This window comes from Actinoplanes sichuanensis, from assembly GCF_033097365.1.
Taxonomy (GTDB): Bacteria; Actinomycetota; Actinomycetes; order Mycobacteriales; family Micromonosporaceae; genus Actinoplanes; species Actinoplanes sichuanensis.
Genome location: NZ_AP028461.1, coordinates 8,171,486 through 8,194,985, shown reverse-complemented (window position 1 = coordinate 8,194,985; position 23,500 = coordinate 8,171,486). Strand labels below are relative to the sequence as shown.

The window sequence follows — 23,500 nt, the reverse complement described above, 5'->3', positions numbered from 1 at the left end:
GCCCGGTACGTACTTTCGATCATCGCGTTGTGACCGCCCGCGACGTAGACTGGCACTCTATTAGCAGGAGTGCCAACAGGGGGAGGGGTCATATGAGTCTGGATGACCGCAAGCTCGAGGTGCTCCGGGCGATCGTCGAGGACTACGTCGAGACCCAGGAACCGGTGGGCAGCAAGGCCCTGGTCGACCGGCACAAGCTCGGTGTCTCCCCGGCCACCGTCCGCAACGACATGGCCGTGCTGGAGGAGGAGGGCTACATCCGGCAGCCGCACACCAGTGCCGGCCGGGTGCCCACCGATGCCGGCTACCGGCTCTTCGTCGACCGGCTCACCAAGATCAAGCCGCTCAGCCCGGCCGAGCGCCGTGCCATCGAGCGGTTCATGGTCGGTGCCGTCGATCTCGACGACGTGGTGCACCGCACCGTCCGGCTCCTGGCCCAGCTCACCCGCCAGGTCGCCGTGGTGCAGTATCCGAGCCTGTCCCGCTCCGCGGTCCGCCACCTGGAGCTGGTGCCGATCTCCACCACCCGCCTGATGCTGGTGATGATCACCGACACCGGCCGGGTCGAGCAGCGGCTCGTCGAGATGCCCGGCCCGGTCGCCGACGGCGAGGTGTGGGAGTTGCGGCTGCGGGTCAACGAGAAACTGGCCGGGCAGCGGCTCGCCGACACCCCCTCCCTGGTGCAGAAACTGGTCGAGGAGTCGGCCCCCGACCGCCGCGCGGCGATGACGTGTCTGGCGTCGGTTCTGCTGGAGACTCTGGTCGAGCGGAGTGAGGAGCGCCTCGCCCTGGCGGGTATGCCCAACTTGACACGTGGGGGTGTGCTGGACTTCCAGGGCACGCTGCGGCCCGTCCTCGAAGCTCTTGAGGAGGAGGTCATCCTTCTGAAGCTCATCGGCGATCTGGAGCCCCGCACCACCCGGGTCCTGATCGGCGACGAGAACCAGATCGACAACCTGCGGTCGGCGTCCGTGGTGAGCAGCGGTTACGGACCGGGTACCACGATCGTTGGGGGGCTCGGTGTGGTGGGCCCCACCCGGATGGACTACCCCGGCACTATCGCTACCGTTCGTGCAGTGGCACGCTACGTTGGCGACCTGTTGGCACAGAATTGACGGATTCGCGCAGACATTGAGGACTCCAAACCCCGTGGCCAAGGACTATTACGGAATTCTCGGTGTGAGCCGGGAGGCAACCGACGACGAGATCAAGCGCGCCTACCGCAAACTCGCTCGGCAGTACCACCCGGACGTCAACCCGGATCCGGAAGCGCACGAGAAGTTCAAAGAGATCAACGCGGCGTACGAGGTTCTCTCCGACGATCAGAAGCGGCAGATCGTCGACCTCGGAGGCGACCCGCTCGCGCCGGGTGGAGGCATGCCCGGTGGAGCCGGTGGCGCCGGCCCGTTCGTCGGTTTCCAGGACATCATGGACGCGTTCTTCGGCACGGCCGCCGGTGGTGGCTCCCGTGGCCCGCGCCCGCGCACGCGTCCCGGCGCCGACGCGATCCTCCGGCTCGAGCTCGACCTGGTCGAGACCGCCTTCGGCGTGGAAGCCCCGATCACCGTCGACACCGCGGTCCTCTGCACCCAGTGCTCGGGCGCCGGCACCGCTCCCGGTACCCACCTGTCGACGTGCGAGGTCTGCTCCGGCCGTGGTGAGGTCCAGTCGGTGCAGCGCACCTTCCTCGGCCAGGTCGTCTCGTCCCGCCCCTGCCAGAACTGCCAGGGCCACGGCACGGTCATTCCCAGCCCCTGCCCGACCTGTGCCGGTGACGGCCGGATAAGGACACGCCGCTCGCTCACCGTCAAGATCCCGGCGGGCGTCGAGGACGGCATGCGGATCCGGCTGGCCCAGCAGGGCGAGGTCGGCCCGGGCGGCGGCACCGCCGGCGACCTCTACGTCGAGATCCACGAGCGGCCGCACGACGTCTACTCGCGCAAGGGCGACGACCTGCACTGCCGGGTCACCCTGCCGATGACGGCGGCCGCGCTCGGCACCCGGATGACCATCAAGACCCTCGACGGCGAGGAGAACATCGAGGTCAAACCGGGTACCCAGCCGGCCAGCACGCTGCGCATCCGGGGCAAGGGCGTCCCGCACCTGCGGGGCCAGGGCCGCGGTGAGCTCTTCGTGCACCTCGACGTCAAGACGCCGACCAAGCTCACCGCCGACCAGGAGCGGATGCTCCGTGACTTCGCCAAGACCCGCGGGGAGGACGTCGCCGAGCTGAGCAAGCAGGGCGGCTTCTTCAGCCGGATGCGGGATGCTTTCAACGGCCACTGACGCTTCGCGGCCCCGACGCCGGGCGTGCCCTTTCGGTCACACCCGGCGTTGAATCCGCTTCGGCTCAGACCTGACTCGCGCCGCCGTCGACGTAGATCTCGGCGCCGGTCATGAAGCTGCTGCGGGCCGAGGCCAGGAAGACCACCGCGTCGGCGATCTCGTCCGGGCGGCCCAGCCGGTTCATCGGCACGCCCGCCGCGAGGCCCTTGAGCAGCTGTTCGGCGGCGGCCGGGTCAGGGGCGAGACCGCTCAGCCCGGGCGTCTCGATCGGGCCGGGCGCGATGCTGTTCACCCGGATGTCGCGGCCGGTCAGTTCGGCGGCCCAGCTGCGGGTGAACGACCGCAGCGCCGCCTTGCTCGCGGCGTAGACGCTGAACGCGGCGGCGCCTTTGACGTCGATGTTCGAGCTCGTGATGATCACCGAGGCCCCTCGGTTGAGCGTCGGCAACGCCTTCTGCACGGTGAAGAGGGTGCCTCCCACATTCGTGTTGAACGTGTCGGCGTAGTGCTGCCAGGTGATCTCCCCGAGCGCGCCGAACTCGCCGCCGCCGGCATTGGCGAACAGCACGTCGAGTCCCCGGCCGCGCTTCTCGATCGCGGCCACCACCCGATCCAGATCGGTCAGATCGGCGACGTCGGCGCGGATGCCGGTGGCGTTCGCCCCGATTGAGGCCACCGCCGCGTCCAGTGCCTCCGGCCGCCGACCGGTGAGCAGGACATGCGCCCCCTCGGCGGCCAGCGCCCGGGCGGCGGCGAGGCCGATGCCCGAGGTGGCGCCGGTGACGAGGGCGGTCTTTCCGTCGAGCTGTCCCATGATCTTCTCCTTGGTGAGGTTGTTCAGCGATTGAGGGAGGCCAGTTCCCGCCACACGCGGCGGGGCAGGCCGTGGGCGGCCGGGTCGGTCAGGACGTGCACGGCGACGTGGTCGGCGCCCGCGGCCAGGTGCTCGTCGATCCGGCGGGCCAGATCGTCCGCGGTGCCGTGGGCGACCAGGGCGTCGATCAGACGGTCGCTGCCGTCCGGGACCAGGTCGTCGTCGCCGAAACCGAGCCGTTTCAGGTTGGCGCGGTAGGTCGGGAAGCCGAGGAACATGCCGACGCCCGCACGGGCCGCCGCCCGGGCCCGTACCGGGTCGGTCTCCAACACGACCGCCTGGTGCGGAGCGATGAAGGCTCGGCCGCCGACGCGGGCCCGCTCGGCCGCGACGTAGTCCGGTGTGACCAGGAACGGGTGCCAGCCCGCGGTCCGAGCCACCGCGAGATCGACCATCCGTGGCCCGAGCGCGCCCAGCAGCCGCCGCCCGACCGGGATCCGTGGATCGAGTTCGTCCAGGTAGTGGCTCATCGTGGCGACCGGGCTGCCGTACTCCCGGCCGTGTGCGGCGGCGCCGGCCGGGCTGCCGATGCCGAGACCGACGACGGACCGCGGGCCGTACGTGTGGTCGAGCTCGGCGATCCGGTCCGAGAGTGTGGCGGGGGACTGGCCCCAGATGTTCAGCACTCCGGTCACCACCCGGCTGTGCGGGGCCGCGGCCAGTAGATGACCGAGATCGTCCAGGGTGCCGCCGCCGTCCAGTCCGGGTAGCCAGAGCGTGTTCCAACCGAGTTCGTCCAGCTCGGCGACGGCGTCCCGCACCTCGGCACGGCCCGCGCCGCGCAGCTCGGTGCTCCAGAGGCCGACCCGCCCGAGACCGTGGCTCGTCATGACCGACTCCATTTCTGTACCGATCGGTATGCAATGACGGAACGCTAGCACGGGTCCGGGTATTTCTGTACCGATCGGTTACGATGAGCTGCGTCACGACGAGCGGAGGTGCCGATGACGGAGAAGACCCGCGGGCGGCCGCGCTCGTTCGATGCCGACGCCGCACTGGACCGGGCGGTCGAGGTGTTCTGGCGGCAGGGCTACGAGGGTGCCTCCCTCAGTGACCTCACCGAGGCCATGGGCATAAACCGGCCCAGCATGTACGCCGCCTTCGGCAACAAGGACGAACTGTTCCGACTGGCGGTCGCCCGCTATGCCGAGATCGACATGGCGTACGCCCGGGAGGCACTCGCGCGGCGCACGGCGTACGCGGTGATCGAGGGTTTTCTCCGGGCCAATGCCGACGCTCTCACCCGGACCGACCGGCCGGCCGGATGCCTCTCCATCCAGGGTGGGCTCGCCGCCGGGAGTGATCGCGGCCATGTCGCTCGGTTCCTGGCCGAGAGCCGGCTCACCGGGGAGAGGGCGCTCGCGGAGCGGCTGGCCCGGGCGGTCGACGAGGGCGACCTGCCGAGTGGGACCGATCCGGTGGCGCTGGCCCGCTACGTCATGGTCGTCAGCGAGGGCAATGCCGTGCACGCGGCGGCCGGCGCCGACCGGGCGAGCCTGCACGCCACCATCGACATCGCCCTGACCGCCATCCCGAGCTGAATCGGGCGGTTCGGTAGCGTGCGGGCATGTCCGCGCCGCTGTTCCTGGTCGAGAGCCTGCCCACCGGATCGTCGTTCACCCTCGACGGGCCGGAGGGGCATCATGCCGCCACCGTGCAGCGGCTACGTGCCGGTGAGGCGCTGATCCTCGCCGACGGGCGTGGCGGCACCGCCCGGGCCGAGGTCACCGCGGTCGGCCGGGGCAGCGTCGACCTGGCGATCCGCAGCGTCGCGGCGGAGCCGGCCGCCGATCCGCGCCTGGTCGTGGTGCAGGGCATCGCCAAGGGTGACCGGGGCGAGCTGGCCGTGCAGGCGATGACCGAGGTCGGCGTGGACGAGATCGTGCCGTGGGCGGCGTCCCGGTCGGTGGCGCAGTGGCGGGGCGACCGCGGGTTCAAGGCGCGCGACAAGTGGGCCGCGACCGCGCGGGAGGCGGCGAAGCAGGCGCGACGGTCGTGGCTTCCGATCGTCGGCGGTGACCCGGACTGCTCGACCAAGCAGGTCGCGGCCCGGCTGACGGCGGCCGCGGCGGCGTTCGTGCTGCACGAGGAGGCCACCGAGCGGCTGACCGCGGCCGAGCTGCCGGACTCCGGTGAGGTGGTGCTGGTGGTCGGCCCGGAGGGCGGCATCAGCGATGCCGAGCTGGAGGTCTTCCGCGAGGCGGGTGCGGTGCCGGTGCGCCTGGGTACCGAGGTGCTGCGCACCTCGACCGCCGGCGTCGCGTCCCTCGCCGTCCTCGCCGCCCGTCTCGGCCGCTGGTGACCAGCCGGACTTTCGGTCTGGGGTTTCAGGACGGGCGGCGGGCCAGTGCCACGAAGGTGTGCACGGCGAAGTCGATCGTGTCGCCGTGAGCCTCGACGACCGCGATGGTGTCGTCGATGACGGCCTCGCGGCGGGGCTCGTCGAGCATCCGGTACAGGGAGATCGAGTGCAGGTGGGCCCGGTACTCGGCGGGCGTGTAGGAGCGGACCGAGCGGTAGCGCAACGTGCGCAGGTCGGTGAAGAGGTCCTCGATCCCGGCCAGCTGTGGCCACTGCTCGGCGAACGGACGCGGGACGTCCGGTACGTCGTCGGGGCGCAGTGAGTGCGGGGAGTCGTCACCGGCCAGGCCGTGTCGCGCGTCCACCTGGGCCAGGGCGGTGTGCAGCTCACGGTCGGGGACCAGGAAGACGTTCCAGAACGGGGCGAGCAGGCCGCCCGGAGCGAGCGCCTGGAACGCGAGGGCGTCGCGGCGGTCCCGGTCGACCCAGTGCCAGGCCTGGGCGCTGATCACCAGGCCGTAGCTCCGGTCGGGCGTCCAGCCCTCGAACGTGGACTCGATCACCGGCACCCCGGGGACGACGCGGCGCAGCACGGCGGCCATTCGGGGATCCGGCTCCAGGCAGGTCAGGTCGACGTCGCGGGCGGCGAACAGCGCTGTCGCCTTGCCGGTGCCGGCACCCACCTCCAGGACCGGGCCGGGGCCGGCCAGTCCCAGGACGTCGGTCACCAGCTCGGCCGGGTAACCGGGACGGACCCGGTCGTACTCCTCGGCCAGTTCTCCGAAGACCTGTCCACGTTCGCGCGTCGTCATGACCGTCAATCTATCCGGGGCGGGACCGGACGACCCCGCCCCGGAAGACCGGTCAGACGGTGATCTCGATGGAGCGGCGAGGGTCGTCGAGGGCGTGCGCGGCGATCACCGTGTAGGCGCCCGGGACCGTCTGCCAGCCGTCGTTCCACACCTGGAAGGCACGCTCCGGGATCGGGATGGTGACGGTGACCGACTCGCCCGGCTCGGCGTCCACGGTTCCGAACCCGGCCAGCCAGCGCTCCGGCCGCTCCACGGGTGAGTCGATGTCCGGCGCCTCGGAGGCGGTCAGGGTGTCGGCGCCGGGGGACAGGTAGACCTGCACGACCTCACGACCGGCGCGCCAGCCGGTGTTCGTCACGGTCACCCGGACCTCCGACCCGGAGTGCGCCATGTGGTCGTACGACCACTCGGTGTATCCCAGGCCGTGACCGAAGGCGAACAGCGGCTCGGTCGCCTGCCGCAACCATCCGCGGTATCCGATGAAGATCCCCTCGTCGTAACCGAGCGTGCCGTCCGACGGCTTGACGTCGAGGACCGGGCAGTCCTTCTCGCTGCGCGGCCAGGTGGTCGGCAGTCGGCCGCCGGGCTCGGCGACCCCGAGCAGCACGTCGGCCAGCGCGGCGCCCGCCTCCTGCCCCGGGAACCAGGTCAGCAGGACCGCCGCGACCTCCTCGGACCACGGCAGCAGCACCGGTGAACCGGCGTTGACCACGACGATCGTCCGCGGATTGGCCGCCGCGACCCGGGACACCAGCTCGTCCTGACGGCCCGGAAGAGCCAGCGAGGTACGGTCGAAACCCTCCGACTCGACCTGCTCGGTGGTGCCGACCACGACCACCGCGACATCCGACCGGGCGGCCAGCTCGACCGCCTCGGCGATCAGCCCCTCCTCGTCCGGACCGGGCGCGCGGTGACCGAGCGTGGTCGACACCGAGTGCGCCGCCCCCGGCTCGAAGCGCTGCCGGAGCAGCACCGGGACCGGCACACCCGCCTCCAGGGTGACCGAGAAGCGCTGCTCCCTGGGGTGCAGCAGCAGGTCGGCGCGGCCGGTGCCGGGCGGGTGCAGCGAACCCTCGTAGAGCTTCTCCCCGCCGACGACCAGCTCGAACGCGCCGAATCCGGAGACCGCCAGGACGTGCTCGCCGCCCACCTCGGGGGTGAGCTCGGTGTGCAGTTCCAGGGTGGTGATCCCGGCCACGTCCAGCCCGGCCGGCGGGTCGCCGATCCAGCGGATCGTGGCCGTCTCGACCGGGACGTCGTGATCGTGGACGACGAACCGGAACGGCGCCCAGTCCGGGCCCTGCGCGGCCGGCAGGAACGGTCGCGGGTCGGCGCCGATCGCGTACGCCACGTCGACCCCCGGCAGGTCGGCGCGGAGCCCGTCGAGCGGCGAGATCACGTGCCGGGGAGTGACCTGGGCACTGCCGCCGCCGAGTACCCGGGCATCGGTGGCCAGGGCACCGATCACGGCGACCCGGGTCAGCTCGGCCGGCTCCAGCGGGAGGGCGAGGTCGACGTTGCGGGCCAGCACGAACGAGCCCACGGCCACGTCGTGCGCCACGTCGTCGCCGTCCTCGTCGAGCGGCAGATCGGGGGTCCCGAGAAGATCCAGGGCGCCGGTACGCGCGGCGAGGAGCAACACCCGGCGTACCTTCTCGTCGATCACGTCCTCCCCGACGGCGCCGGACCGGACCGCCGCGACCAGCGCCGGGCCCCACGGGTTGTCCATCGCCGGCATGGCGATGTCCAGGCCGCCGAGCGCCGATGCCACCGTGTCCCGGGCGGCCCGCCAGTCGGAGACGACCACCCCGTCGAAGCCCCACTCGCGTTTCAGGATCTCGTCCTGGATCCGGCCGTTCGCGGCCATCGACGCGCCGTTGACCCCGTTGTAAGCGCTCATCACGCCCCACCCGCCGGCCGCCGCGACCCGCTCGAACGGCGCCAGGTACAGCTCGCGCAGCGCGCGCTCCGGGATCCGTACGTCGACGGTCATCCGCTCGGTCTCGAAGTCGTTGCCGACCAGGTGTTTCACCGTGGTGCCGACGTGGTGCTGCTGGACGCCCTCGACGAAGCCGACGGCGATCTCACCGGTCAGCAGCGGGTCCTCGGAGTAGCACTCGAAGTGCCGGCCGCCGAGCGGGGTGCGGTGCAGGTTGACGGTCGGGCCGAGCAGCAGGTGCACGCCCTTGCGCCGGGACTCCTGGCCGAGTAGCCGGCCGGCCCGGCGGGCCAGCGCCACGTCCCAGGTGGCGGCGAGTGCGGTGGGGCTGGGCAGCGCGACCGACGGGTCGTCGGGGGTGTAGCCGGTGCCGCGGACGCCGACCGGACCGTCCGACATGACGAGCGAGCTCAGCCCGATGCGGGGGATCGCCGGTAGCGACCAGAAGTCCTGTCCGGTCAGCAGCGAGACCTTCTCCTCCAGGCTGAGCTGCTGGAGTAACGGGTCGAGGTCGATCATGAGAGCGCTCCCAGGAGTGTGTCGGAGGGTCCGTCGACCATCTAAGCCCACGCCCGGCCCATAAGATCCATCAGGTGGAAAACTCCTGCCTGTTCTGCCGGATCGTGGCCGGCGAGATCCCGGCCACGGTCGTGCACCGCACCGCGACCACGGTGGCCTTCCGAGACATCGACCCCAAAGCGCCCACCCACGTGCTGGTCATCCCGGTCGCCCACCACGCGAACGTGATCGAGCTCGCCACCGACCCGGCCGCGGCCGCCGACGTGCTGGCCACCGCGGCCACCGTCGCCGAGATCGAGGGCCTGGACCAGGGCTTCCGGGTCATCTTCAACACCGGCGCGCACGGCGGCCAGGAGGTCTTCCACGTACACGCGCACGTCGTCGGCGGCGCGCCGCTCGGCCCGATGCTGGCTCGGTCGTGAGCACGCCCGCCCCGCGTTACGAGCGGGCCACCAGGCGGGTCCAGGCCGACGGCCGGATACCCGCGCTCTCGGTCGCGCTGCACCGCTCCGACCGGGAGCCGTGGGTCTTCACCGTCGGCGAGTCCGGCAACCCGGAGCACCCGCTCGGACCGGACAGCCGGTTCCGGATCGGATCGGTCACCAAGACGTTCACCGCGGTGCTGGTCATGCAGGCCCGCGACGACGGGCTGCTCGACCTCGACCAGCCGGTCTCGGCCTACCTCGACCTGCCGGCGCACGGCGACGCCACGATCCGGCGGCTGCTCTCGCACACCGCCGGGTTCCAGCGGGAGCCGTACGGCGACGTCTGGGACAGCCTGCTCGCCCCGGACGCCGGTCGGATGCTCGCCGAGCTGGACCGGGCCGAGCGGGTGCTGCCCAACGCCCGGCGCTTCCACTACTCCAACCTGGGTCTCGCCGTGCTCGGCCAGGTCGTCGCCAAACTGCGCGGCGGCACCTGGGCCGAGATCACCCAGGAGCGGATCCTCGGCCCGCTCGGGCTGGCCGCCACCACCGTCGCCCGGCCGGAGCAGGCCGCGATCGGCTACCTCGTCGACGCGTACTCCGACGCGGCCCGCCCCGAACCCCCGATCGACGTGGCCGGACTGGCCCCGGCCGCCCAGATCTGGAGCACCGCCGGTGACATGGCCCGGTGGGCGGCGTTCCTGGCCAGTCCCGAGATCGTCGACCCGGGCGGGCGGGTGCTCGCCGCCGGGACCGTCGACGAGATGCGTTGGCCGCTGACCACCACCGACGAGAACCTGTGGGCGCTCGGTTTCGGGCTCGGGCTGATCCTGGCCCCGGAGGGCAAGCGGGTGATGCACGTCGGCCACGACGGGGCGATGCCCGGTTTCCTGGCCGGCGTCTACGGCCGGCGCGGTGGCGACGGCAACCCGGGCGCGCTGGGCTGTGCGGTGCTCGGCTCGTCCGGTACCGCGCCGCAGACCAACGAACTGGTGCACGAGCTGCTGCGGATCGCGGTCGAGTCGGACCCGGCGGAGATCCGGCCGTGGCGTGCCGCCCGGCCCGCTCCGGCCACCTACCGGCCGGTGCTGGGACGCTGGTGGAGCGAGGGGATGGAGTTCGTCTTCGCCTGGCACGACGGCCGGTTGCAGGCGCGGGCGGTCGACGCCCCGGCGAGCCGCCCACCGGCGGTCTTCGAGCCGCTGCCGGATGAGGTGGACGTGCTCCGCACGGTCTCCGGGCGGGAAGCCGGCGAGTTGCTGCGGCTGACCCGTGACGACCGCGGCGGGGTGGCCCGGATGCACTGGGCGACCTATCGCTTCACCAGAGCACAGGAGGCCTTCGACGGGGGCCGGGCGACAGACGGCCCCGAATAGCGGACCGGCGATAATGGCATCGGCGTGCGGGCGGGCGAGCGGATAGGATGGCACGATCCTTGAGCGAGCCGCCCGACCCGGACGGCGATGAAGAAGAGAGCAGGTGGCGGAGGCCCTTCGGGCCACCCTATGACCGGTACGCCGAACGAATCCAGCACTGGCTCGACCAGCCCGGTGCGGGCGCAGACCAAGATCTCGGTGAGTGACCCGAAGATCATGGTGAACCTGCTCGGCGCCAAGGACGAGATCCTCCGGCTCATCGAGCGCACTCTCGAAAGCGACGTGCACGTCCGCGGCAACGAGATCACCATCACCGGCGATCCGGCCGAGAACGCGACCGCCGAGCGTCTCTTCTCCGAGCTGATCGAGCTGATCGAGAAGGGCGAGACGCTCAGCGTCGACGCCGTCCGCCGCACCCTCCGGATGCTTCAGGAGAACACCTCCGAGCGGCCGGCCGAGGTGCTCACCCTCAACATCCTGTCCCGGCGTGGGCGCACCATCCGGCCCAAGACCCTGGGGCAGAAACACTACGTCGACGCCATCGACAAGAACACGATCGTCTTCGGCATCGGCCCCGCCGGTACCGGTAAGACGTATCTGGCGATGGCCAAGGCGGTGCAGGCGCTGCAGGCCAAGCAGATCAACCGGATCATCCTGACCCGGCCGGCCGTCGAGGCGGGGGAGCGGCTCGGCTTCCTGCCCGGCACGCTGACCGAGAAGATCGACCCGTATCTGCGGCCGCTCTACGACGCCCTGCACGACATGCTCGACCCGGAGACCATCCCGCGCCTGATGGCGGCCGGGACGATCGAGGTCGCGCCGCTGGCCTACATGCGTGGCCGTACGCTCAACGACGCCTTCATCATCCTGGACGAGGCACAGAACACCACGCCCGAGCAGATGAAGATGTTCCTGACCCGTCTCGGGTTCGGGGCGAAGATCGTGGTCACCGGCGACGTCACCCAGGTCGACCTGCCCGGCGGCACCACCAGCGGCCTGCGGGTCGTGCGGGAGATCCTGCGCGACGTCGAGGACGTGCACTTCGCGGAGCTGTCCAGCTCCGACGTGGTGCGCCACCGTCTGGTCGCCGAGATCGTCGACGCCTACGCGCGGTTCGACGCGGCGCAGGAGCAACAGGCAGCACAATCCGTCCACGCCGTGCCGGGCCGGGCCGCCAGCGGTGGCCGGACACCGGGTCGCCGGCGCTGATACACAAGGGGTAATCGCACCACTATGTCCATCGAGATCGCCAACGAGTCGGGAGTCGAGGTCGACACCGACGCGATTCTCGCGGTTGCCCGGCACGCCCTGGACGAGATGGGGGTCAACCCGCTCGCCGAGCTGTCGATCCTGCTCGTCGACATCGACTACATGGCCGAGCTGAACCATCGGTGGATGGGCAGCAACGGCCCGACCGATGTGCTCGCCTTCCCGATGGACGAGGGCAGCGTCGACCACGGCCCCGGCGAGTCCGGGGCCGGTGAGCCGGCGCTGCTCGGCGACATCGTGCTCTCCCCGGAGGTGGCCGCCAAGCAGGCGACCGTCGCCGGGCATGCCGCCGCCGACGAGCTGCACCTGCTCACCGTGCACGGCGCTCTGCATCTGCTCGGCTACGACCATGCCGAGCCGGATGAGGAGCGGGAGATGTTCGCTCTGCAGAACAAGCTTCTGCAGAGCTGGCGAGCCGGACGCAAAGCCGGCTGATCATGGACCCCGCCTCGGCCGGCCTACCGGATCTGCAACTGATCACCCTCGCGGTCCTGCTGGTGCTCCTCGCCGGCCTGGCCTCGATGACGGATGCCGCGCTGGCGACCGTCTCCCACGCCCGGGCCACCGAGCTGGCCAGGGAGGGGAAACGGGGCGCCGGTGCGCTGGCCGCGGTCGCCTCCGACGTGGTGCGCTACGTCAACCTGCTGCTCCTGCTGCGCCTGCTCTGCGAGCTGACCGCGACCACCCTGGTGGCGCTGGTGGCGGTCGACACGTGGGGCATCGGCTGGCAGGCCGCCCTGGTGTCGGCGGGTGCGATGACGCTGGTCAGCTTCGTCGTGGTGGGGGTGGCCCCCCGGACCCTCGGTCGCCAGCACGCTTATGCGGTGGGCCGGGCGACCGCCCCGCTGGTGCGCTGGCTGGGGCGGGTCCTCAACCCGCTCGCCAAGCTGCTGATCCTGATCGGTAACGCGGTCACCCCGGGTAAGGGGTTCCCGGAGGGGCCGTTCGGCAGCCAGGTGGAGCTGCGGGAGCTGGTCGACCTGGCTGAGCAGCGCGGTGTGGTGGAGCACGGCGAGCGCGAGATGATCCACTCGGTGTTCACGTTGGGTGACACCATCGCCCGTGAGGTGATGGTCCCGCGGACCGAGATGGTCTGGATCGAGGCGCCGAAAACCCTGCAACAGGCGCTCTACCTGTTCCTGCGGTCCGGGTTCTCCCGGATCCCGGTGATCGGTGAGAGCGTCGACGACGTCCTGGGCGTGCTCTATCTGAAAGACGTGATCAGGCGCACGCAGAACGGTGATCCGGCCGCCATCGCGCAGGCGGTCGCCGACGCGATGCGCCCGGCGAACTTCGTGCCCGAGTCCAAACCGGTCGACGACCTGCTCTCCGAGATGCAGGCCGCCCGCAACCACCTGGTCATCGTGGTCGACGAGTACGGCGGCACCGCCGGCCTGGTCACCATCGAGGACATCCTGGAGGAGATCGTCGGGGAGATCACCGACGAATACGACGTGGAGCGCCCGCCGATCGAACATCTCGACGACGGCGCGGTCCGGGTCGCCGCCCGCCTGCCGATCGAGGACCTCGGTGACGTGTTCGGCGTCGAGCTGCCCGCCGACGAGGTCGAGACGGTCGGTGGCCTGCTCGCGCAGACCCTGGGCCGGGTGCCCATCCCGGGCGCGAAAGCCGAGGTCAGGGGCCTGCACCTGACCGCCGAAGGCACCACCGGCCGGCGGAACCGGATCGACTCGGTGCTGGTGCGCCGGATCCGTCCGGAGCCGGGGGCCGAGCAGGACGATCAGAACGTTGCCGAGAACGAGGAAAGACAACCCGCCGATGCCTGACCAGACCGTTACCGATCATGCGCTGAGCGCCGAGGACGCCAAGTTGGTGACTCTCGCGCGCCATTCCCGGACCCGGGTGGGTGCGGCCGAGGGTGCTGCGGTGCGCGACCAGGACGGCCGCACCTACGCGGCCGCTTCGGTGACTTTGACCAGCCTTTCACTGACCGCATTGCAGCTCGCGGTGGCGCAGGCGGTGTCGTCCGGCGCTACCCGGCTGGAGGCGGCCGCGGTCGTCACCGAGGCGTCTTCGCTGGAGAGCGCGGGGCTCGCGGCGGTTCGTGACCTCGCGGCCGACGCGCCCGTGCACCTGGCGGGCCCGGACGGCTCGCTGTCCGGCACGGTTCTCTGATGGCCGGCGAGAAGCAGGAACGGCGCCCGGCTTCCGGGTCTCCGCGCCCGGCCGGGGCCTCCCCGCGGCAGGGTTCCGCTCCGCGGCAGGCTTCGGCTCCGCGGCCGGCTTCCGGCGATCAGGGTGAGCGGCGCCTCACCGCCGGCGAGCGCAACGAGCAGCGACGGCAGGAACGCCGGGCGGCCCGCCGGGCCGAAGAACAGGGCGGCGAACAGCGCGGGCGCAAAACCGGCGGGTCCGCCGGGGGCAGGGCTTCGGGCTTCTCCGGTACGCGTAAAGCCGGCGCTGCCGATGGTCAGAGCGCTCGTGGCGGAACCGCTCCGGGCGCGAAGGCACCCCGTGGAAACAGCGCCTCAGCCGGGCCTACGGGTAAGGCCGGGATCGCCGGCGCTTCCCGGGACGGGGCCGCTGCTTCCGGGGATGGCGGCGTGCGTACCGGAAAAGGGTTTTCTCAGAAGAAGCACCGGCACAAGGCCGCGCGTGCCGCCGCACCGCAAGACGACGTCTACCGTGCGGGTTTCGCCTGTTTCGTCGGTAGGCCGAACGCCGGAAAGTCGACCCTGACCAATGCGATCGTCGGGCAGAAGATCGCGATCACCTCGAACAAGCCGCAGACCACCAGGCATGTGATCCGTGGCATCCTGCACCGGCCGGACGCGCAGCTCGTGCTGGTCGACACGCCGGGTCTGCACCGCCCCCGGACGCTGCTCGGCGAGCGGCTGAACGACCTGGTCCGCGAGGTGTGGAGCGAGGTCGACGTGATCGGGGTGTGCTTCCCGGCGGACGAGCCGATCGGGCGTGGTGACAGGTTCATCTCGTCGGAGATCAGCGAGCTGAAGGCCAAGGTCATCGCCGTGGTGACCAAGGTGGACCTGGTCGACCCGCAGACCCTGGCGCAGCGACTGCTCGCCGTGTCCGAGCTGTATGACTTCGCGGACATCGTCCCGGTCAGCGCGGTCTCCGGGCACCAGGTGGAGATCCTGACCGACGTCATGGTCAAGCACATGCCGGAATCGCCACAGCTCTATCCGGACGACGTGCTCACCGACGAGCCGGAACAGGTGTTGATCGGCGAGCTGATCCGGGAGGCGGCGCTGGAGGGCGTCCGCGACGAGCTGCCGCACTCGATCGCCGTTCTCGTCGAGGAGATGCTGGTGGAGGGCAACCTCACCCGGATCTTCGCGGACATCTACGTGGAGCGCGACAGCCAGAAGTCGATCGTGATCGGCACCCGCGGCGCGCGGCTCAAGGAGGTCGGCACGCGGGCTCGCACAGAGATCGAACAGCTACTCGGTCGACGGATCTACCTGGACCTGCACGTTCGAGTGGCGAAGGAATGGCAGCGTGACCCCAAACAGCTGCGTAAGCTAGGTTTTTGATCGAAACTTGGACATTCTCTGACTATGGTGAACTTCACCATAGTTTGCACAGGTTGACTCGGCGCGGGTAACACCTTGGTCCATGCGAAATCGGTACCTGGACCTGCTGCGTGCCGTGGCGACCGTCCGGGTCGTGATCTACCACATCACCGGCTGGGCCGCGTTCACCGTGGTCCTTCCGGCGATGTCGGTCATGTTCGCACTGGCGGGGTCGCTCATGGCGGCCTCGCTGGACCGGTTCGGGGTATGGGCGGTCGAGCGCCGGATCCGCCGCCTGCTGCCGTCGCTGTGGGTCCTCGCATCGATCGCGGTCGCCGTCATGCTGGCCACCGGCACCTCCAGTCGGAGCACGATGCTCCTGCTCTGGGGTTTCCCGATCGACACGCCGGAGGCCACCGGCTGGTGGGTTCAGGGGCTCAGCCACACCTGGTACCTGCGTGACTTCCTCTGGCTGGTGCTGCTCTCGCCGCTGGTGCTGCCCGTCTACCGCCGGTTTCCGCTGGCCACGATTCTCACCCCGTACCTCGCCCTGATCGTGATCACGCTGGCCGGGCTGACCGTGCCGCCCGTCGCGCAGAGCCTCGCCCTCTACGGCGGGGCGTGGCTGCTCGGCTTCGCCCACCACGACGGCCACCTGGAACGGCTCGGCCGCCGCCGGCTGCTCGGCATCGCGGCGGCGATCACCGTCCCCGCCTTCGCCTGGATCGCCACCCACCCCGGCCCACGCGGCTGGGACCTCAACGACATCCCGCTCGGCAACGCCCTCTGGTCGGCCGCGTTCATCCTGGTCGTGCTCGGCTGCATCCGGCCGGTGATCAGCGGGAGCCGGGTACTCACCGTACTCAACGCCCGCGCCCTCACGATCTACCTGTGGCACGTGCCGGTGGTCGTGGCGGTCACCCAGTTCGGTGAGCGGCACGGCCTGCCGATCATCGGCTGGGTCGGGATCGGTTGGCGGCTCACCGTCGTCGCGATCCTGCTGGCCGGGCTGGTCATCGTCTTCGGCTGGATCGAGGACGTGGCCGCCGGCCGGCCCCCGGTGCTACTGCCCGGCCGGCGGATCCCCATCCCCGTTTCGCCGGCCCCGGCCGGCCCCCGCGAGCCCGAGCCGGCCGTCAGTCTCCGGTGACCGTCAGGTCACCGCCGCCGGTCCGCAACTCCAGCACCTTGTCCGAGGTCGGATCGTCGGTGATCCCGATGATGTTCCGGTCGCCGGAGCCACTCATCGCGCGCACCCGGTAGTCTCCGGCGGGCACCATCAGGTCGATGTCACCGCTGTTCACCGAGGCGGTCACCGAGGCCGCCGCGGACAGCTTGAGAGTCAGGTCACCGGAGCTCGCCTTGGCGGTCACCGGCCCGGTCACGTCCATCACGGAGAGGTTGCCCGAATTCGACTCGAGGTTGATCGCGGAACCGCCGTTCACGTTGAGATCGCCCGAGGTCGTCCGCACCTTCACCGGGCCCGTGGCGTTCTCCACCATCACATCACCCGAGGTCAGCTTCAGGTCGACCGCACCGATCCCGCGCAGCATCACATCGCCGGAACGCAGCTCACCCTTCACCGCCGTCCCCGCCGGGGTGGTGACCACGAAGTCGACCCGGCAGTCCCGGCCGCAGTCGCCGTCCAGAGTGAGCACCCCGCCGGTCAACGTGTAGGAGCCGCCCGGATCGGTGCCGCCCCAGATCTCCCGGCGGATGTGGGTCTCGGTCGCCGAGGAGTCGGCCTCGACCGTGACATTGCTCGCGCCGCCGGTCAGCACGACCTCGGTGACCTTGGCGGTTTCGGTGTCGTCGAAGGTCATCCGAGCGCCCACCACGCCATCACAGCCGGCGAGGGCGCCCACCGAGACGGCGGCGAGGATCAGGGCAACTCTGCGGGTCATGCTGGGTCTGATTGGCATGCCCTCCCGGCCCTCGCCTGCGAGGCCGTCGGATGCTCCCGCGGGTTGCCGCTCGGTGCAGTCGGTCATGCCCTGACGCTATTTCGGTGGCCCGGTGGAAACCATCGGTCCCGTCCCCTAGACGACCCTGAGATCCGGGTCAGGGTCTGTCGTAGGCAGGGGGCAGAATGGCGGGGTGCCCGCCGGATACCGCCGCCAGCTCTACCGCGACGACGCGGTGGTCCTGCGTGTGCAGAAACTCGGCGAGAGCGACCGGATCGTCACCCTCCTGACCCGCCGCCACGGCAGGTTGCGGGCCGTCGCCCGGGGTGTCCGCCGCACCTCGTCGCGTTTCGGTGCCCGGCTCGAGCCGTTCGGGCACATCGATCTCCAACTCGCCGGGTCCCCCGAGGGCCTGGGCAGCGCGCTGCACTCGGTCAGCCAGGTCGAGGCGGTCACCCTCTACGGCAAGAGCTTCCTCACCGACTACCCGCGCTACACCGCGGCCAGCGCGATCTGCGAGACCGCCGAGCGCCTCACCCCGGTCGAGCGGGAGCCCGCGCTGCGCCTGTTCCAGCTCACCCTGGGTGCGCTCAAAGCGCTCTCCGCGGGCGAGCACTCGGGCAGTCTGGTGCTCGACGCCTACCTGCTGCGGGCGATGGCCTTCGCCGGGTGGGCGCCGGCGATCACCGAGTGCGCGGTCTGCGGCACCGCCGGGCAGCACGCGGCGTTCTCGGTCCCGGCCGGCGGCTCGGTCTGCCCCGACTGCCGGCCGCCCGGCTCCGCCCATCCCAGCCCCGACACCCTCGGCCTGATGTCCGCCCTCAGCTGCGGCGACTGGGCGGTGGCGGACTCGTCCGCGCCGTCGGTGCGCCGCGAGTGCAGCGGGCTCGTCGCCGCCCACCTGCAATGGCACATGGAGCGGGCGCTGCGCTCGCTCCCGCTTGTCGATCGACGGGAGTTGAACCTGTGAGCCCGCGTCCGCCCACCCCGCACATCTCCGGTGCCAGGCCACCCCAGTTGCCCTCGGCGGCGTTGCCGAAACACGTGGCGATCGTCATGGACGGCAACGGCCGCTGGGCCAAGGAGCGCGGGTTGTCCCGGACCAAGGGGCACGAGCAGGGGGAGCACTCGCTCTTCGACACGATCGAGGGCGCCATCGAGATCGGCGTCCCGTATCTGTCGGCCTACGCCTTCTCCACCGAGAACTGGAAGCGCTCACCCGAGGAGGTGCGCTTCCTGATGGGCTTCAACCGCGACGTCATCCGCCGCCGCCGCGATCAGCTCGTCGACCTCGGTGTGCGGGTCGTCTGGTCCGGGCGGGCCGGGCGGCTGTGGAAGAGCGTCATCTCCGAGCTCCAGACCGCCGAGGAGATGAGCCGGCACAACACGAAACTGACCCTCCAGTTCTGCGTCAACTACGGCGGCCAGGCCGAGATCGCCGACGCGGCCGCGGCCATCGCACGGGACGTGGCGGCGGGCAAGCTCAAGGCCGACAAGGTCAACGAGAAGACCATCGCGAAATACCTCTACCACCCGGAGATCCCCGAGGTGGACATGTTCCTGCGGCCGTCCGGCGAGCAGCGTACGTCGAACTTCCTGCTCTGGCAGTCGGCGTATGCCGAGATGGTCTACCTGGACACGCTCTGGCCCGACTTCGACCGCCGCCACCTGTGGTATGCGTGCGAGCTTTTCGCCCAGCGAGACAGGCGTTTCGGCGGGGCGCTGCCCAATCCCGTCAGCCCCACGTGAGCGGCGTCCGGCACCTCTGGATCGCCAGGCACGCCGAGGCCACCTCCGACGAGACCGGGCTGAGTCCGGCCGGTGAACAGCAGGCCGGGCTCCTCGGCGAACGGCTCAGCACGGTTCCGTTCGCGGCGATCAGTCACAGTCCGCTGCCGCGGGCGGTGCGGACCGCGGCGATCGTGTCGGCCCACCTGCCCGGTGTTCCGGTGCAGGCGGCCGACGAGCTCGACGACAGGTTCCCGACCGACGAACCGGCCGCCTCGGCCGCGATGATCGCCCGGTTCACCGGACCCGCTTCGGCCGAGCGGCACGAGCTGGTCGTCACGCACGCCTTCCAGGTGGCGTGGTTCGTCCGGGACGCGCTGCAGACACCCGAGTCACGCTGGCGGGACGTCATTCCGGCCAACACCGGCCTCACCGTGATCAGGTACTTTCCCGGCGGGCGGACCCGGGTGATCGTCTTCAACGACCTGTCCCACCTGCCCGCGCAGCTCCGCTGGACGGGTTCGCCACCGGAACTCAGGTTGTAAGGGCCTTCACCGCGGCCTCCAGGTCACTCAGGTCCGGGAGCACCACGTGTGCGCCCGCGGCGGTCAACTCGGCCGCCGTGGTCGCGCCGGTCGCCACCGCGATCGCCACCGCGTCGTTGGCCAGCGCCGCCGTCACGTCGTTCACCGTGTCGCCGATGACCACCGGGCGGAAGTCCTCGCGGTACTTGGCGCGGGCCCGTTCCAGACTGCGGCGCACCAGGGTCGCCCGCACACTGTCGTCGGTGCCGTACCCGCCGACCTCCGCGTCGAACACGCCGTCCAGACCGAATGCGGCCACCTTCATCGCCGCCACCTGCGGGACGTTCCCGGTCACCAGGGTCTGCACCACATCCGGGTCGTCACCCAGGTGGGCCAGCACCGCGCGGACACCCGGCATCAGCCGGCCCTGCTCGGCGAACTCGTGTCGGGCCTCGTGCACCACCTCCACGTAGCGGGCGAAGAACCGCTCGTGCGTGCAGTCGGTCACCCCGTGCGAGGCGAACACCTCGGTGCAGATGTCCGTGTCGGTCCGCCCACCGAAGATCGGCGTGTCCTGCCACGGCACGCCGGTCACCTCGGTGAACGCGGCCTTCCAGGCCTTCGACGCCACCCCGCCGCCGCGCAACAGGGTGTAGTCGATGTCCCACATCACCAGCCGTCTCACTCGGCCAGCACCCGCTCGATGTGCTCGACCTTGGCGGTCAGCGCACCGGTGACACCCGGCCGGACATCCGCCTTCAGCGAGAGACTGACCCGGGGCGAGACCTTCGCGACGGCGTCGACGGCCTGCTTGACCACGGCCATCACCTCGTCCCACTCGCCCTCGATCGTGGTGAACATGGCATCGGTCCGGTTCGGCAGGCCAGAGGCCCGAACCACACGAACCGCCTCGGCAACGGCGTCCCCCACGGAGTCACCGACCCCGATGGGCGTCACGGAAAAGGCAACCAGCATGCCCCCATCCTCCCAGCCTCACCGACTTGAGTCGATCAATGCGAGCGACTAGTCTAGGTCAAAGACCAGTTGGCTTATAGCTAGATGAATTATGACTAGATGAATTATGCTGAAGGGGTTGATTGCCGCATGGGAGACCTGATGACCAAAGATCTGGTCGATCTTGATGACGATGCGCTGGCCGACGCGGCGGAGTGGTTCGGGACGACCACCACAGGTGACACCGTAAATGCGGCTCTGCGCGATGCCGCCGCCCGTGCTCAACGTGCCCGAGCGCTCGCCGAGATGGTGGAGATTGCCAAGACCGGCCAGTTCGACGAGCTGCTCGACAAGCGCAACCGCCGGTGAGCGTAGCGGAGTACCTGATCGACACCAGTGCCCTGATCCGGCTGCTCCGAAGTCCTGATGTTCTTGAGCATTGGGACGCGACGGTGACGGAGGGGTTGATCGCAACCTGCGACATCACGGAGATCGAGCTGCTCTACACGGTTCGCTCTCATGCTGACCTGAGGAGGCAGAGGAAACTGCTCCGCCGGATGTTCAGCTGGGTGGTCATGCCGGACAGCGCTTTCAAGCGGGCTTTACGGCTACAGGAGGCGCTGTCCGTGAAAGGCGCGCTTCGATCGGCGGGTGCGGTCGATCTTCTTACCGCCGTCACAGCCGAACGGCATCGCTTGACGTTGTTGCACTACGACCGAGACTTCGTGCGAGTTGCGGAGGTGACCGGTCAGCCGGTGCGGTGGATCGCAGAGCCGGGGACGATCGACTGACTCATCTCCACTGTCTGAAAACTATCAGCTATCGGCCTTTGTCGGTATCGGGTGCGTGGGGGAGTGTGGGCGGGGAAAGGGCTGCGTAGGTTCGCCCGGTGACAGTGGAGCGGATCGATGCGTCAGTGGCGGGGCAGTGGCGGCTCGGGGATCGGGTTGTCAACCGGATGGGGTTCGGGTCTATGCGGCTCACCGTTCGGGACGATCGGGAACTTGCGGTTCGGGTGTTGCGGCGGGCTGTCGAGCTCGGGGTCGATCACATCGACACTGCGGCCTTCTACTTTTCACCTGGGGGGATTCTCGACGGGGAAGCGGGGGCTGTTCGGTATGCGGCGGAACTGATTCGGGACGGGCTTCGGCCGTACCCTCAAGGGCTTTTCATCGCGACGAAAGTCGGACCGGACCGTCTGCCGGATGGCAGTTGGGGTGAAGCGGTCACCGCGGAACGGTTGCGGCATCAGGTGGAGGAGAACCTGCGGCGCCTCGGGGTCGATACACTTGACCTGGTCAATCTGCGGATCGTCCGACCCGCCGGTCCGGAAGAGATCGCCGAACGGTTCGGGATACTCGCCGAGATGCGCGCCGAAGGGCTGATTCGTAATCTCGGGCTCTCCAATGTGCACTGGGAACACGTTGACGTGGCACGGCGAATCGCGCCTGTCGTCTGCGTGCAGAACGCGTTCGCCGTGGACCTGCTCCGGCATTTCGATCTGCTGCGGAAATGCGGTGCGGAAGGGATCGCCTTCGTGCCGTTCTTCACGATCGCCGGTGCCACCCGGGAAAGCGGCCCGCCACCGCGAGCGGCGATCGAGGCGTCGACGGCGCATAAACCTTCAACGGCGGGTGACCCCTCAATGCCGCGAAAGGCCGAAGCGCCGCGAAAGACCGAAATGGCGCGAGAGGCTGAAACGAGGCGAAAGACCGAAGCGGCGGGAAAGACCGAAGCGGCGCGGGCGGCCGAAGCAGGGCGGGAGGCTGAAACGGGGTGGGAGGCCGGCCCGGAATGGCGGATCGCTGCGGCTCGGGGTGTCACCGGGCATCAGGTTCGGCTCGCCTGGACGTTGCAGCAGGGTGACCATGTCCTGGCGATCCCGGGCACCGGCGACGTCGCTCACCTGGAGGCGAACGTCGCCGCCGGCGCACTGCGGCTCACCGCCGAGGAGATGGCCGAAATGGATCAGCGGCGGTAGCGGAGCATCCCCGACACCTCGGCGGCCAAATCGGTGCTGGCCTCGATCTCGGCCTTACGAATCGAGACGCTCTCGATGTTGAACCCGTAGGGCAGCCCCAGGTGCTCGCAGAAATCGATCAGGTCGCGGGCGATCGCCACACACTGCCGGTAGGACTCGGCCAGTGGATCGTCCGCGTGCCGGATCGAATTCTCCAGCCAGCGGGGAACGTCGACCCCCAGCCACCTGACGAACTCGAGCGTCTTCAACGATCCGCACAGCGACAGCGTGAAGATCACCGTCCGGGGTGCGGCGCCACGGGCCCGGCACTCGTAGAAATAGTCGCTGAGCAGGTTCTTCATGTCGTTGACGTGATAGACGACCTGGCTCACGAAGAACGACGCACCCCGCTCCTGCTTGGTCAGCATGCGCAGATGCTCGTCCGGGCGTTCACCGATCGCTACGGCGCCGAGCGGCAGATCCGGGCGTACCTCGGCGCGCAACTCCTGAGCGCGACGCAGCCTGGTGCGGACCTCCTTACCACCCGACGACGCGCCGACGAAAACGCTCAAAACGCGCGAGTCGGCGCCGCTCATCCAGTCGCGGAGTTCGTCCTCCGAGTACTTCCCGACACACCTGTAGATGATCACCGGCTGTCGCCAGCCGGTCAGATGCTCGGCGTAATAGCGGCCCGGATCGAGCGTCGGCAGATACGGGAACGGCCGGTCGTCCGGGTTCCGATCAGATTCGTCGTCGATGTCGTACAGAATCAGGCCGTCCAGGTCGAGCGCGGTGAGCCGGTCGAGCGTGACCTCGGCGATCTCCTTGATCCGCTCCTCGGTGGCGCTGCGCCGCGGCGGCGTGACGCTGAACACGAGCACGCCGCTACGCGCCTCCGCCAGCAGTTGCGGCAGGGGGTGACGAGACATGCGACAACCCTAGGGGCCCGGCGATGCGACCCGGTCACCGCACACACCCCATCCCGAAGAGCGAACCATGTGATACGCCGTCCGAGCCCCCACCCACGAGAAAGGCATCCACCCCGCTCCCGGTGCTGTCCGCAAGCCCACCCCACGGTTCCTCCCAGCCGGTCGCCGACAGCCGAACGGCTCTGGCGGCGGGCGGCGGGGCGGGA

At 70.0% G+C, this 23,500-nt stretch carries 26 protein-coding genes; 18 read left to right on the top strand and 8 right to left on the bottom strand.

The annotated features are described in order from the left end of the window. The first annotated feature begins 92 nt into the window (after positions 1-92). Both hrcA and dnaJ read left to right on the top strand, forming a co-directional pair. Positions 93-1,115 (top strand): heat-inducible transcriptional repressor HrcA, encoded by a 1,023-nt coding sequence (hrcA, locus tag Q0Z83_RS37580; RefSeq protein WP_317788076.1) that lies wholly within the window; start codon positions 93-95, stop codon positions 1,113-1,115. 34 nt (positions 1,116-1,149) lie between these two features. After that, positions 1,150-2,286 carry a molecular chaperone DnaJ gene (gene dnaJ, locus Q0Z83_RS37575; protein ID WP_317788074.1) on the top strand — a complete coding sequence of 379 codons (1,137 nt, stop codon included), beginning with the start codon at positions 1,150-1,152 and terminating at the stop codon, positions 2,284-2,286. 64 nt (positions 2,287-2,350) lie between these two features. Here the strand turns inward: dnaJ and Q0Z83_RS37570 are convergent, their stop codons facing one another. Together Q0Z83_RS37570 and Q0Z83_RS37565 are read right to left on the bottom strand one after the other, a co-directional pair. Beyond that, complete coding sequence (locus Q0Z83_RS37570; RefSeq protein ID WP_317788073.1) at positions 2,351-3,100, bottom strand: SDR family NAD(P)-dependent oxidoreductase; 750 nt, start codon at positions 3,098-3,100, stop codon at positions 2,351-2,353. Positions 3,101-3,123: 23 nt separating this feature from the next. Then, on the bottom strand, positions 3,124-3,990 hold the full coding sequence (locus Q0Z83_RS37565; protein WP_317788072.1) for a TIGR03620 family F420-dependent LLM class oxidoreductase: 867 nt from the start codon (positions 3,988-3,990) through the stop codon (positions 3,124-3,126). Between the two features lie 114 nt (positions 3,991-4,104). Between Q0Z83_RS37565 and Q0Z83_RS37560 the strand changes: the two genes are divergently transcribed. Both Q0Z83_RS37560 and Q0Z83_RS37555 read left to right on the top strand, forming a co-directional pair. Continuing rightward, complete coding sequence (locus Q0Z83_RS37560) at positions 4,105-4,701, top strand: TetR/AcrR family transcriptional regulator (RefSeq protein ID WP_317788071.1); 597 nt, start codon at positions 4,105-4,107, stop codon at positions 4,699-4,701. Positions 4,702-4,727: 26 nt separating this feature from the next. Continuing rightward, complete coding sequence (locus Q0Z83_RS37555) at positions 4,728-5,462, top strand: 16S rRNA (uracil(1498)-N(3))-methyltransferase (protein ID WP_317788070.1); 735 nt, start codon at positions 4,728-4,730, stop codon at positions 5,460-5,462. Positions 5,463-5,487: 25 nt separating this feature from the next. Here the strand turns inward: Q0Z83_RS37555 and Q0Z83_RS37550 are convergent, their stop codons facing one another. After that, complete coding sequence (locus Q0Z83_RS37550) at positions 5,488-6,273, bottom strand: class I SAM-dependent methyltransferase (RefSeq protein WP_317788069.1); 786 nt, start codon at positions 6,271-6,273, stop codon at positions 5,488-5,490. Between the two features lie 52 nt (positions 6,274-6,325). Next, the gene (locus Q0Z83_RS37545; protein ID WP_317788068.1) at positions 6,326-8,731 is read right to left on the bottom strand and encodes a glycoside hydrolase family 3 protein; all 2,406 of its coding nucleotides are present in this window, start codon (positions 8,729-8,731) and stop codon (positions 6,326-6,328) included. Between the two features lie 74 nt (positions 8,732-8,805). Between Q0Z83_RS37545 and Q0Z83_RS37540 the strand changes: the two genes are divergently transcribed. The 8 genes from Q0Z83_RS37540 to Q0Z83_RS37505 all read left to right on the top strand — a co-directional run bounded on the left by Q0Z83_RS37540 (position 8,806) and on the right by Q0Z83_RS37505 (position 16,445). Next, positions 8,806-9,153 (top strand): HIT domain-containing protein, encoded by a 348-nt coding sequence (locus Q0Z83_RS37540; RefSeq protein ID WP_317788066.1) that lies wholly within the window; start codon positions 8,806-8,808, stop codon positions 9,151-9,153. Next, positions 9,150-10,532, top strand: coding sequence for a serine hydrolase domain-containing protein (locus tag Q0Z83_RS37535; protein ID WP_317788065.1), 1,383 nt, complete (start codon positions 9,150-9,152; stop codon positions 10,530-10,532). The genes Q0Z83_RS37540 and Q0Z83_RS37535 overlap by 4 nt, the downstream gene beginning before the upstream one ends. Before the next feature lie 129 nt (positions 10,533-10,661). Next, positions 10,662-11,741 (top strand): PhoH family protein, encoded by a 1,080-nt coding sequence (locus tag Q0Z83_RS37530; protein ID WP_317788063.1) that lies wholly within the window; start codon positions 10,662-10,664, stop codon positions 11,739-11,741. 24 nt (positions 11,742-11,765) lie between these two features. Next, the gene (gene ybeY, locus Q0Z83_RS37525) at positions 11,766-12,236 is read left to right on the top strand and encodes an rRNA maturation RNase YbeY (protein WP_317788061.1); all 471 of its coding nucleotides are present in this window, start codon (positions 11,766-11,768) and stop codon (positions 12,234-12,236) included. Between the two features lie 2 nt (positions 12,237-12,238). Beyond that, entirely contained in the window at positions 12,239-13,588 is a 1,350-nt protein-coding gene (locus Q0Z83_RS37520) for a hemolysin family protein (protein ID WP_317788059.1), read from the top strand. Further along, the gene (locus Q0Z83_RS37515) at positions 13,581-13,937 is read left to right on the top strand and encodes a cytidine/deoxycytidylate deaminase family protein (protein ID WP_317788058.1); all 357 of its coding nucleotides are present in this window, start codon (positions 13,581-13,583) and stop codon (positions 13,935-13,937) included. Before Q0Z83_RS37520 ends, Q0Z83_RS37515 begins: the two co-directional genes overlap by 8 nt. A gap of 428 nt (positions 13,938-14,365) precedes the next feature. Next, entirely contained in the window at positions 14,366-15,316 is a 951-nt protein-coding gene (gene era / locus Q0Z83_RS37510; protein WP_317788057.1) for a GTPase Era, read from the top strand. 82 nt (positions 15,317-15,398) lie between these two features. Then, complete coding sequence (locus Q0Z83_RS37505; RefSeq protein WP_317788056.1) at positions 15,399-16,445, top strand: acyltransferase family protein; 1,047 nt, start codon at positions 15,399-15,401, stop codon at positions 16,443-16,445. Here Q0Z83_RS37505 and Q0Z83_RS37500 read toward each other — a convergent pair. Next, the gene (locus Q0Z83_RS37500) at positions 16,432-17,199 is read right to left on the bottom strand and encodes a DUF4097 family beta strand repeat-containing protein (protein ID WP_317788055.1); all 768 of its coding nucleotides are present in this window, start codon (positions 17,197-17,199) and stop codon (positions 16,432-16,434) included. The two genes, Q0Z83_RS37505 and Q0Z83_RS37500, sit on opposite strands and share 14 nt — an antisense overlap. Before the next feature lie 193 nt (positions 17,200-17,392). Here Q0Z83_RS37500 and recO point away from each other — a divergent pair, with 193 nt between their 5' ends. The 3 genes from recO to Q0Z83_RS37485 are packed head-to-tail and all read left to right on the top strand — an operon-like array spanning position 17,393 to position 19,472. After that, positions 17,393-18,169: a DNA repair protein RecO gene (recO, locus tag Q0Z83_RS37495; RefSeq protein WP_317788054.1), complete on the top strand. Its 777-nt coding sequence runs from the start codon at positions 17,393-17,395 to the stop codon at positions 18,167-18,169. After that, entirely contained in the window at positions 18,106-18,948 is an 843-nt protein-coding gene (locus tag Q0Z83_RS37490; RefSeq protein WP_378078626.1) for an isoprenyl transferase, read from the top strand. The genes recO and Q0Z83_RS37490 overlap by 64 nt, the downstream gene beginning before the upstream one ends. Further along, the gene (locus Q0Z83_RS37485; protein WP_317788052.1) at positions 18,945-19,472 is read left to right on the top strand and encodes a histidine phosphatase family protein; all 528 of its coding nucleotides are present in this window, start codon (positions 18,945-18,947) and stop codon (positions 19,470-19,472) included. The genes Q0Z83_RS37490 and Q0Z83_RS37485 overlap by 4 nt, the downstream gene beginning before the upstream one ends. Here the strand turns inward: Q0Z83_RS37485 and Q0Z83_RS37480 are convergent. Further along, complete coding sequence (locus Q0Z83_RS37480; protein WP_317788051.1) at positions 19,462-20,136, bottom strand: HAD family hydrolase; 675 nt, start codon at positions 20,134-20,136, stop codon at positions 19,462-19,464. The two genes, Q0Z83_RS37485 and Q0Z83_RS37480, sit on opposite strands and share 11 nt — an antisense overlap. Beyond that, positions 20,133-20,426 (bottom strand): MTH1187 family thiamine-binding protein, encoded by a 294-nt coding sequence (locus tag Q0Z83_RS37475; RefSeq protein ID WP_317788049.1) that lies wholly within the window; start codon positions 20,424-20,426, stop codon positions 20,133-20,135. The genes Q0Z83_RS37480 and Q0Z83_RS37475 overlap by 4 nt, the downstream gene beginning before the upstream one ends. A gap of 141 nt (positions 20,427-20,567) precedes the next feature. Between Q0Z83_RS37475 and Q0Z83_RS37470 the strand changes: the two genes are divergently transcribed. The 3 genes from Q0Z83_RS37470 (at position 20,568) to Q0Z83_RS37460 (ending at position 22,386) form a co-directional block, all read left to right on the top strand. Next, positions 20,568-20,774, top strand: coding sequence for a DUF2191 domain-containing protein (locus tag Q0Z83_RS37470; RefSeq protein WP_317788047.1), 207 nt, complete (start codon positions 20,568-20,570; stop codon positions 20,772-20,774). Further along, entirely contained in the window at positions 20,771-21,196 is a 426-nt protein-coding gene (locus Q0Z83_RS37465; RefSeq protein WP_317788045.1) for a PIN domain nuclease, read from the top strand. The genes Q0Z83_RS37470 and Q0Z83_RS37465 overlap by 4 nt, the downstream gene beginning before the upstream one ends. 98 nt (positions 21,197-21,294) lie before the next feature. Continuing rightward, on the top strand, positions 21,295-22,386 hold the full coding sequence (locus Q0Z83_RS37460; RefSeq protein ID WP_317788044.1) for an aldo/keto reductase: 1,092 nt from the start codon (positions 21,295-21,297) through the stop codon (positions 22,384-22,386). Here the strand turns inward: Q0Z83_RS37460 and Q0Z83_RS37455 are convergent. Then, the gene (locus Q0Z83_RS37455) at positions 22,374-23,294 is read right to left on the bottom strand and encodes a 5,10-methylenetetrahydrofolate reductase (protein ID WP_317788043.1); all 921 of its coding nucleotides are present in this window, start codon (positions 23,292-23,294) and stop codon (positions 22,374-22,376) included. The two genes, Q0Z83_RS37460 and Q0Z83_RS37455, sit on opposite strands and share 13 nt — an antisense overlap. Between the last annotated feature and the right edge of the window lie 206 nt (positions 23,295-23,500).

Bases quoted from the DNA above. Each gene is read 5' to 3' on its own strand.
- hrcA (WP_317788076.1), top strand. From the start codon at position 93: ATGAGTCTGGATGACCGCAAGCTCGAGGTGCTCCGGGCGATCGTCGAG.
- Q0Z83_RS37570 (WP_317788073.1), bottom strand. From the start codon at position 3,100: ATGGGACAGCTCGACGGAAAGACCGCCCTCGTCACCGGCGCCACCTCG.
- Q0Z83_RS37565 (WP_317788072.1), bottom strand. From the start codon at position 3,990: ATGACGAGCCACGGTCTCGGGCGGGTCGGCCTCTGGAGCACCGAGCTG.
- Q0Z83_RS37560 (WP_317788071.1), top strand. From the start codon at position 4,105: ATGACGGAGAAGACCCGCGGGCGGCCGCGCTCGTTCGATGCCGACGCC.
- Q0Z83_RS37555 (WP_317788070.1), top strand. From the start codon at position 4,728: ATGTCCGCGCCGCTGTTCCTGGTCGAGAGCCTGCCCACCGGATCGTCG.
- Q0Z83_RS37550 (WP_317788069.1), bottom strand. From the start codon at position 6,273: ATGACGACGCGCGAACGTGGACAGGTCTTCGGAGAACTGGCCGAGGAG.
- Q0Z83_RS37545 (WP_317788068.1), bottom strand. From the start codon at position 8,731: ATGATCGACCTCGACCCGTTACTCCAGCAGCTCAGCCTGGAGGAGAAG.
- Q0Z83_RS37530 (WP_317788063.1), top strand. From the start codon at position 10,662: ATGACCGGTACGCCGAACGAATCCAGCACTGGCTCGACCAGCCCGGTG.
- ybeY (WP_317788061.1), top strand. From the start codon at position 11,766: ATGTCCATCGAGATCGCCAACGAGTCGGGAGTCGAGGTCGACACCGAC.
- Q0Z83_RS37520 (WP_317788059.1), top strand. From the start codon at position 12,239: ATGGACCCCGCCTCGGCCGGCCTACCGGATCTGCAACTGATCACCCTC.
- Q0Z83_RS37515 (WP_317788058.1), top strand. From the start codon at position 13,581: ATGCCTGACCAGACCGTTACCGATCATGCGCTGAGCGCCGAGGACGCC.
- Q0Z83_RS37505 (WP_317788056.1), top strand. From the start codon at position 15,399: ATGCGAAATCGGTACCTGGACCTGCTGCGTGCCGTGGCGACCGTCCGG.
- Q0Z83_RS37500 (WP_317788055.1), bottom strand. From the start codon at position 17,199: ATGACCCGCAGAGTTGCCCTGATCCTCGCCGCCGTCTCGGTGGGCGCC.
- Q0Z83_RS37490 (WP_378078626.1), top strand. From the start codon at position 18,106: ATGGCACATGGAGCGGGCGCTGCGCTCGCTCCCGCTTGTCGATCGACG.
- Q0Z83_RS37475 (WP_317788049.1), bottom strand. From the start codon at position 20,426: ATGCTGGTTGCCTTTTCCGTGACGCCCATCGGGGTCGGTGACTCCGTG.
- Q0Z83_RS37470 (WP_317788047.1), top strand. From the start codon at position 20,568: ATGACCAAAGATCTGGTCGATCTTGATGACGATGCGCTGGCCGACGCG.
- Q0Z83_RS37455 (WP_317788043.1), bottom strand. From the start codon at position 23,294: ATGTCTCGTCACCCCCTGCCGCAACTGCTGGCGGAGGCGCGTAGCGGC.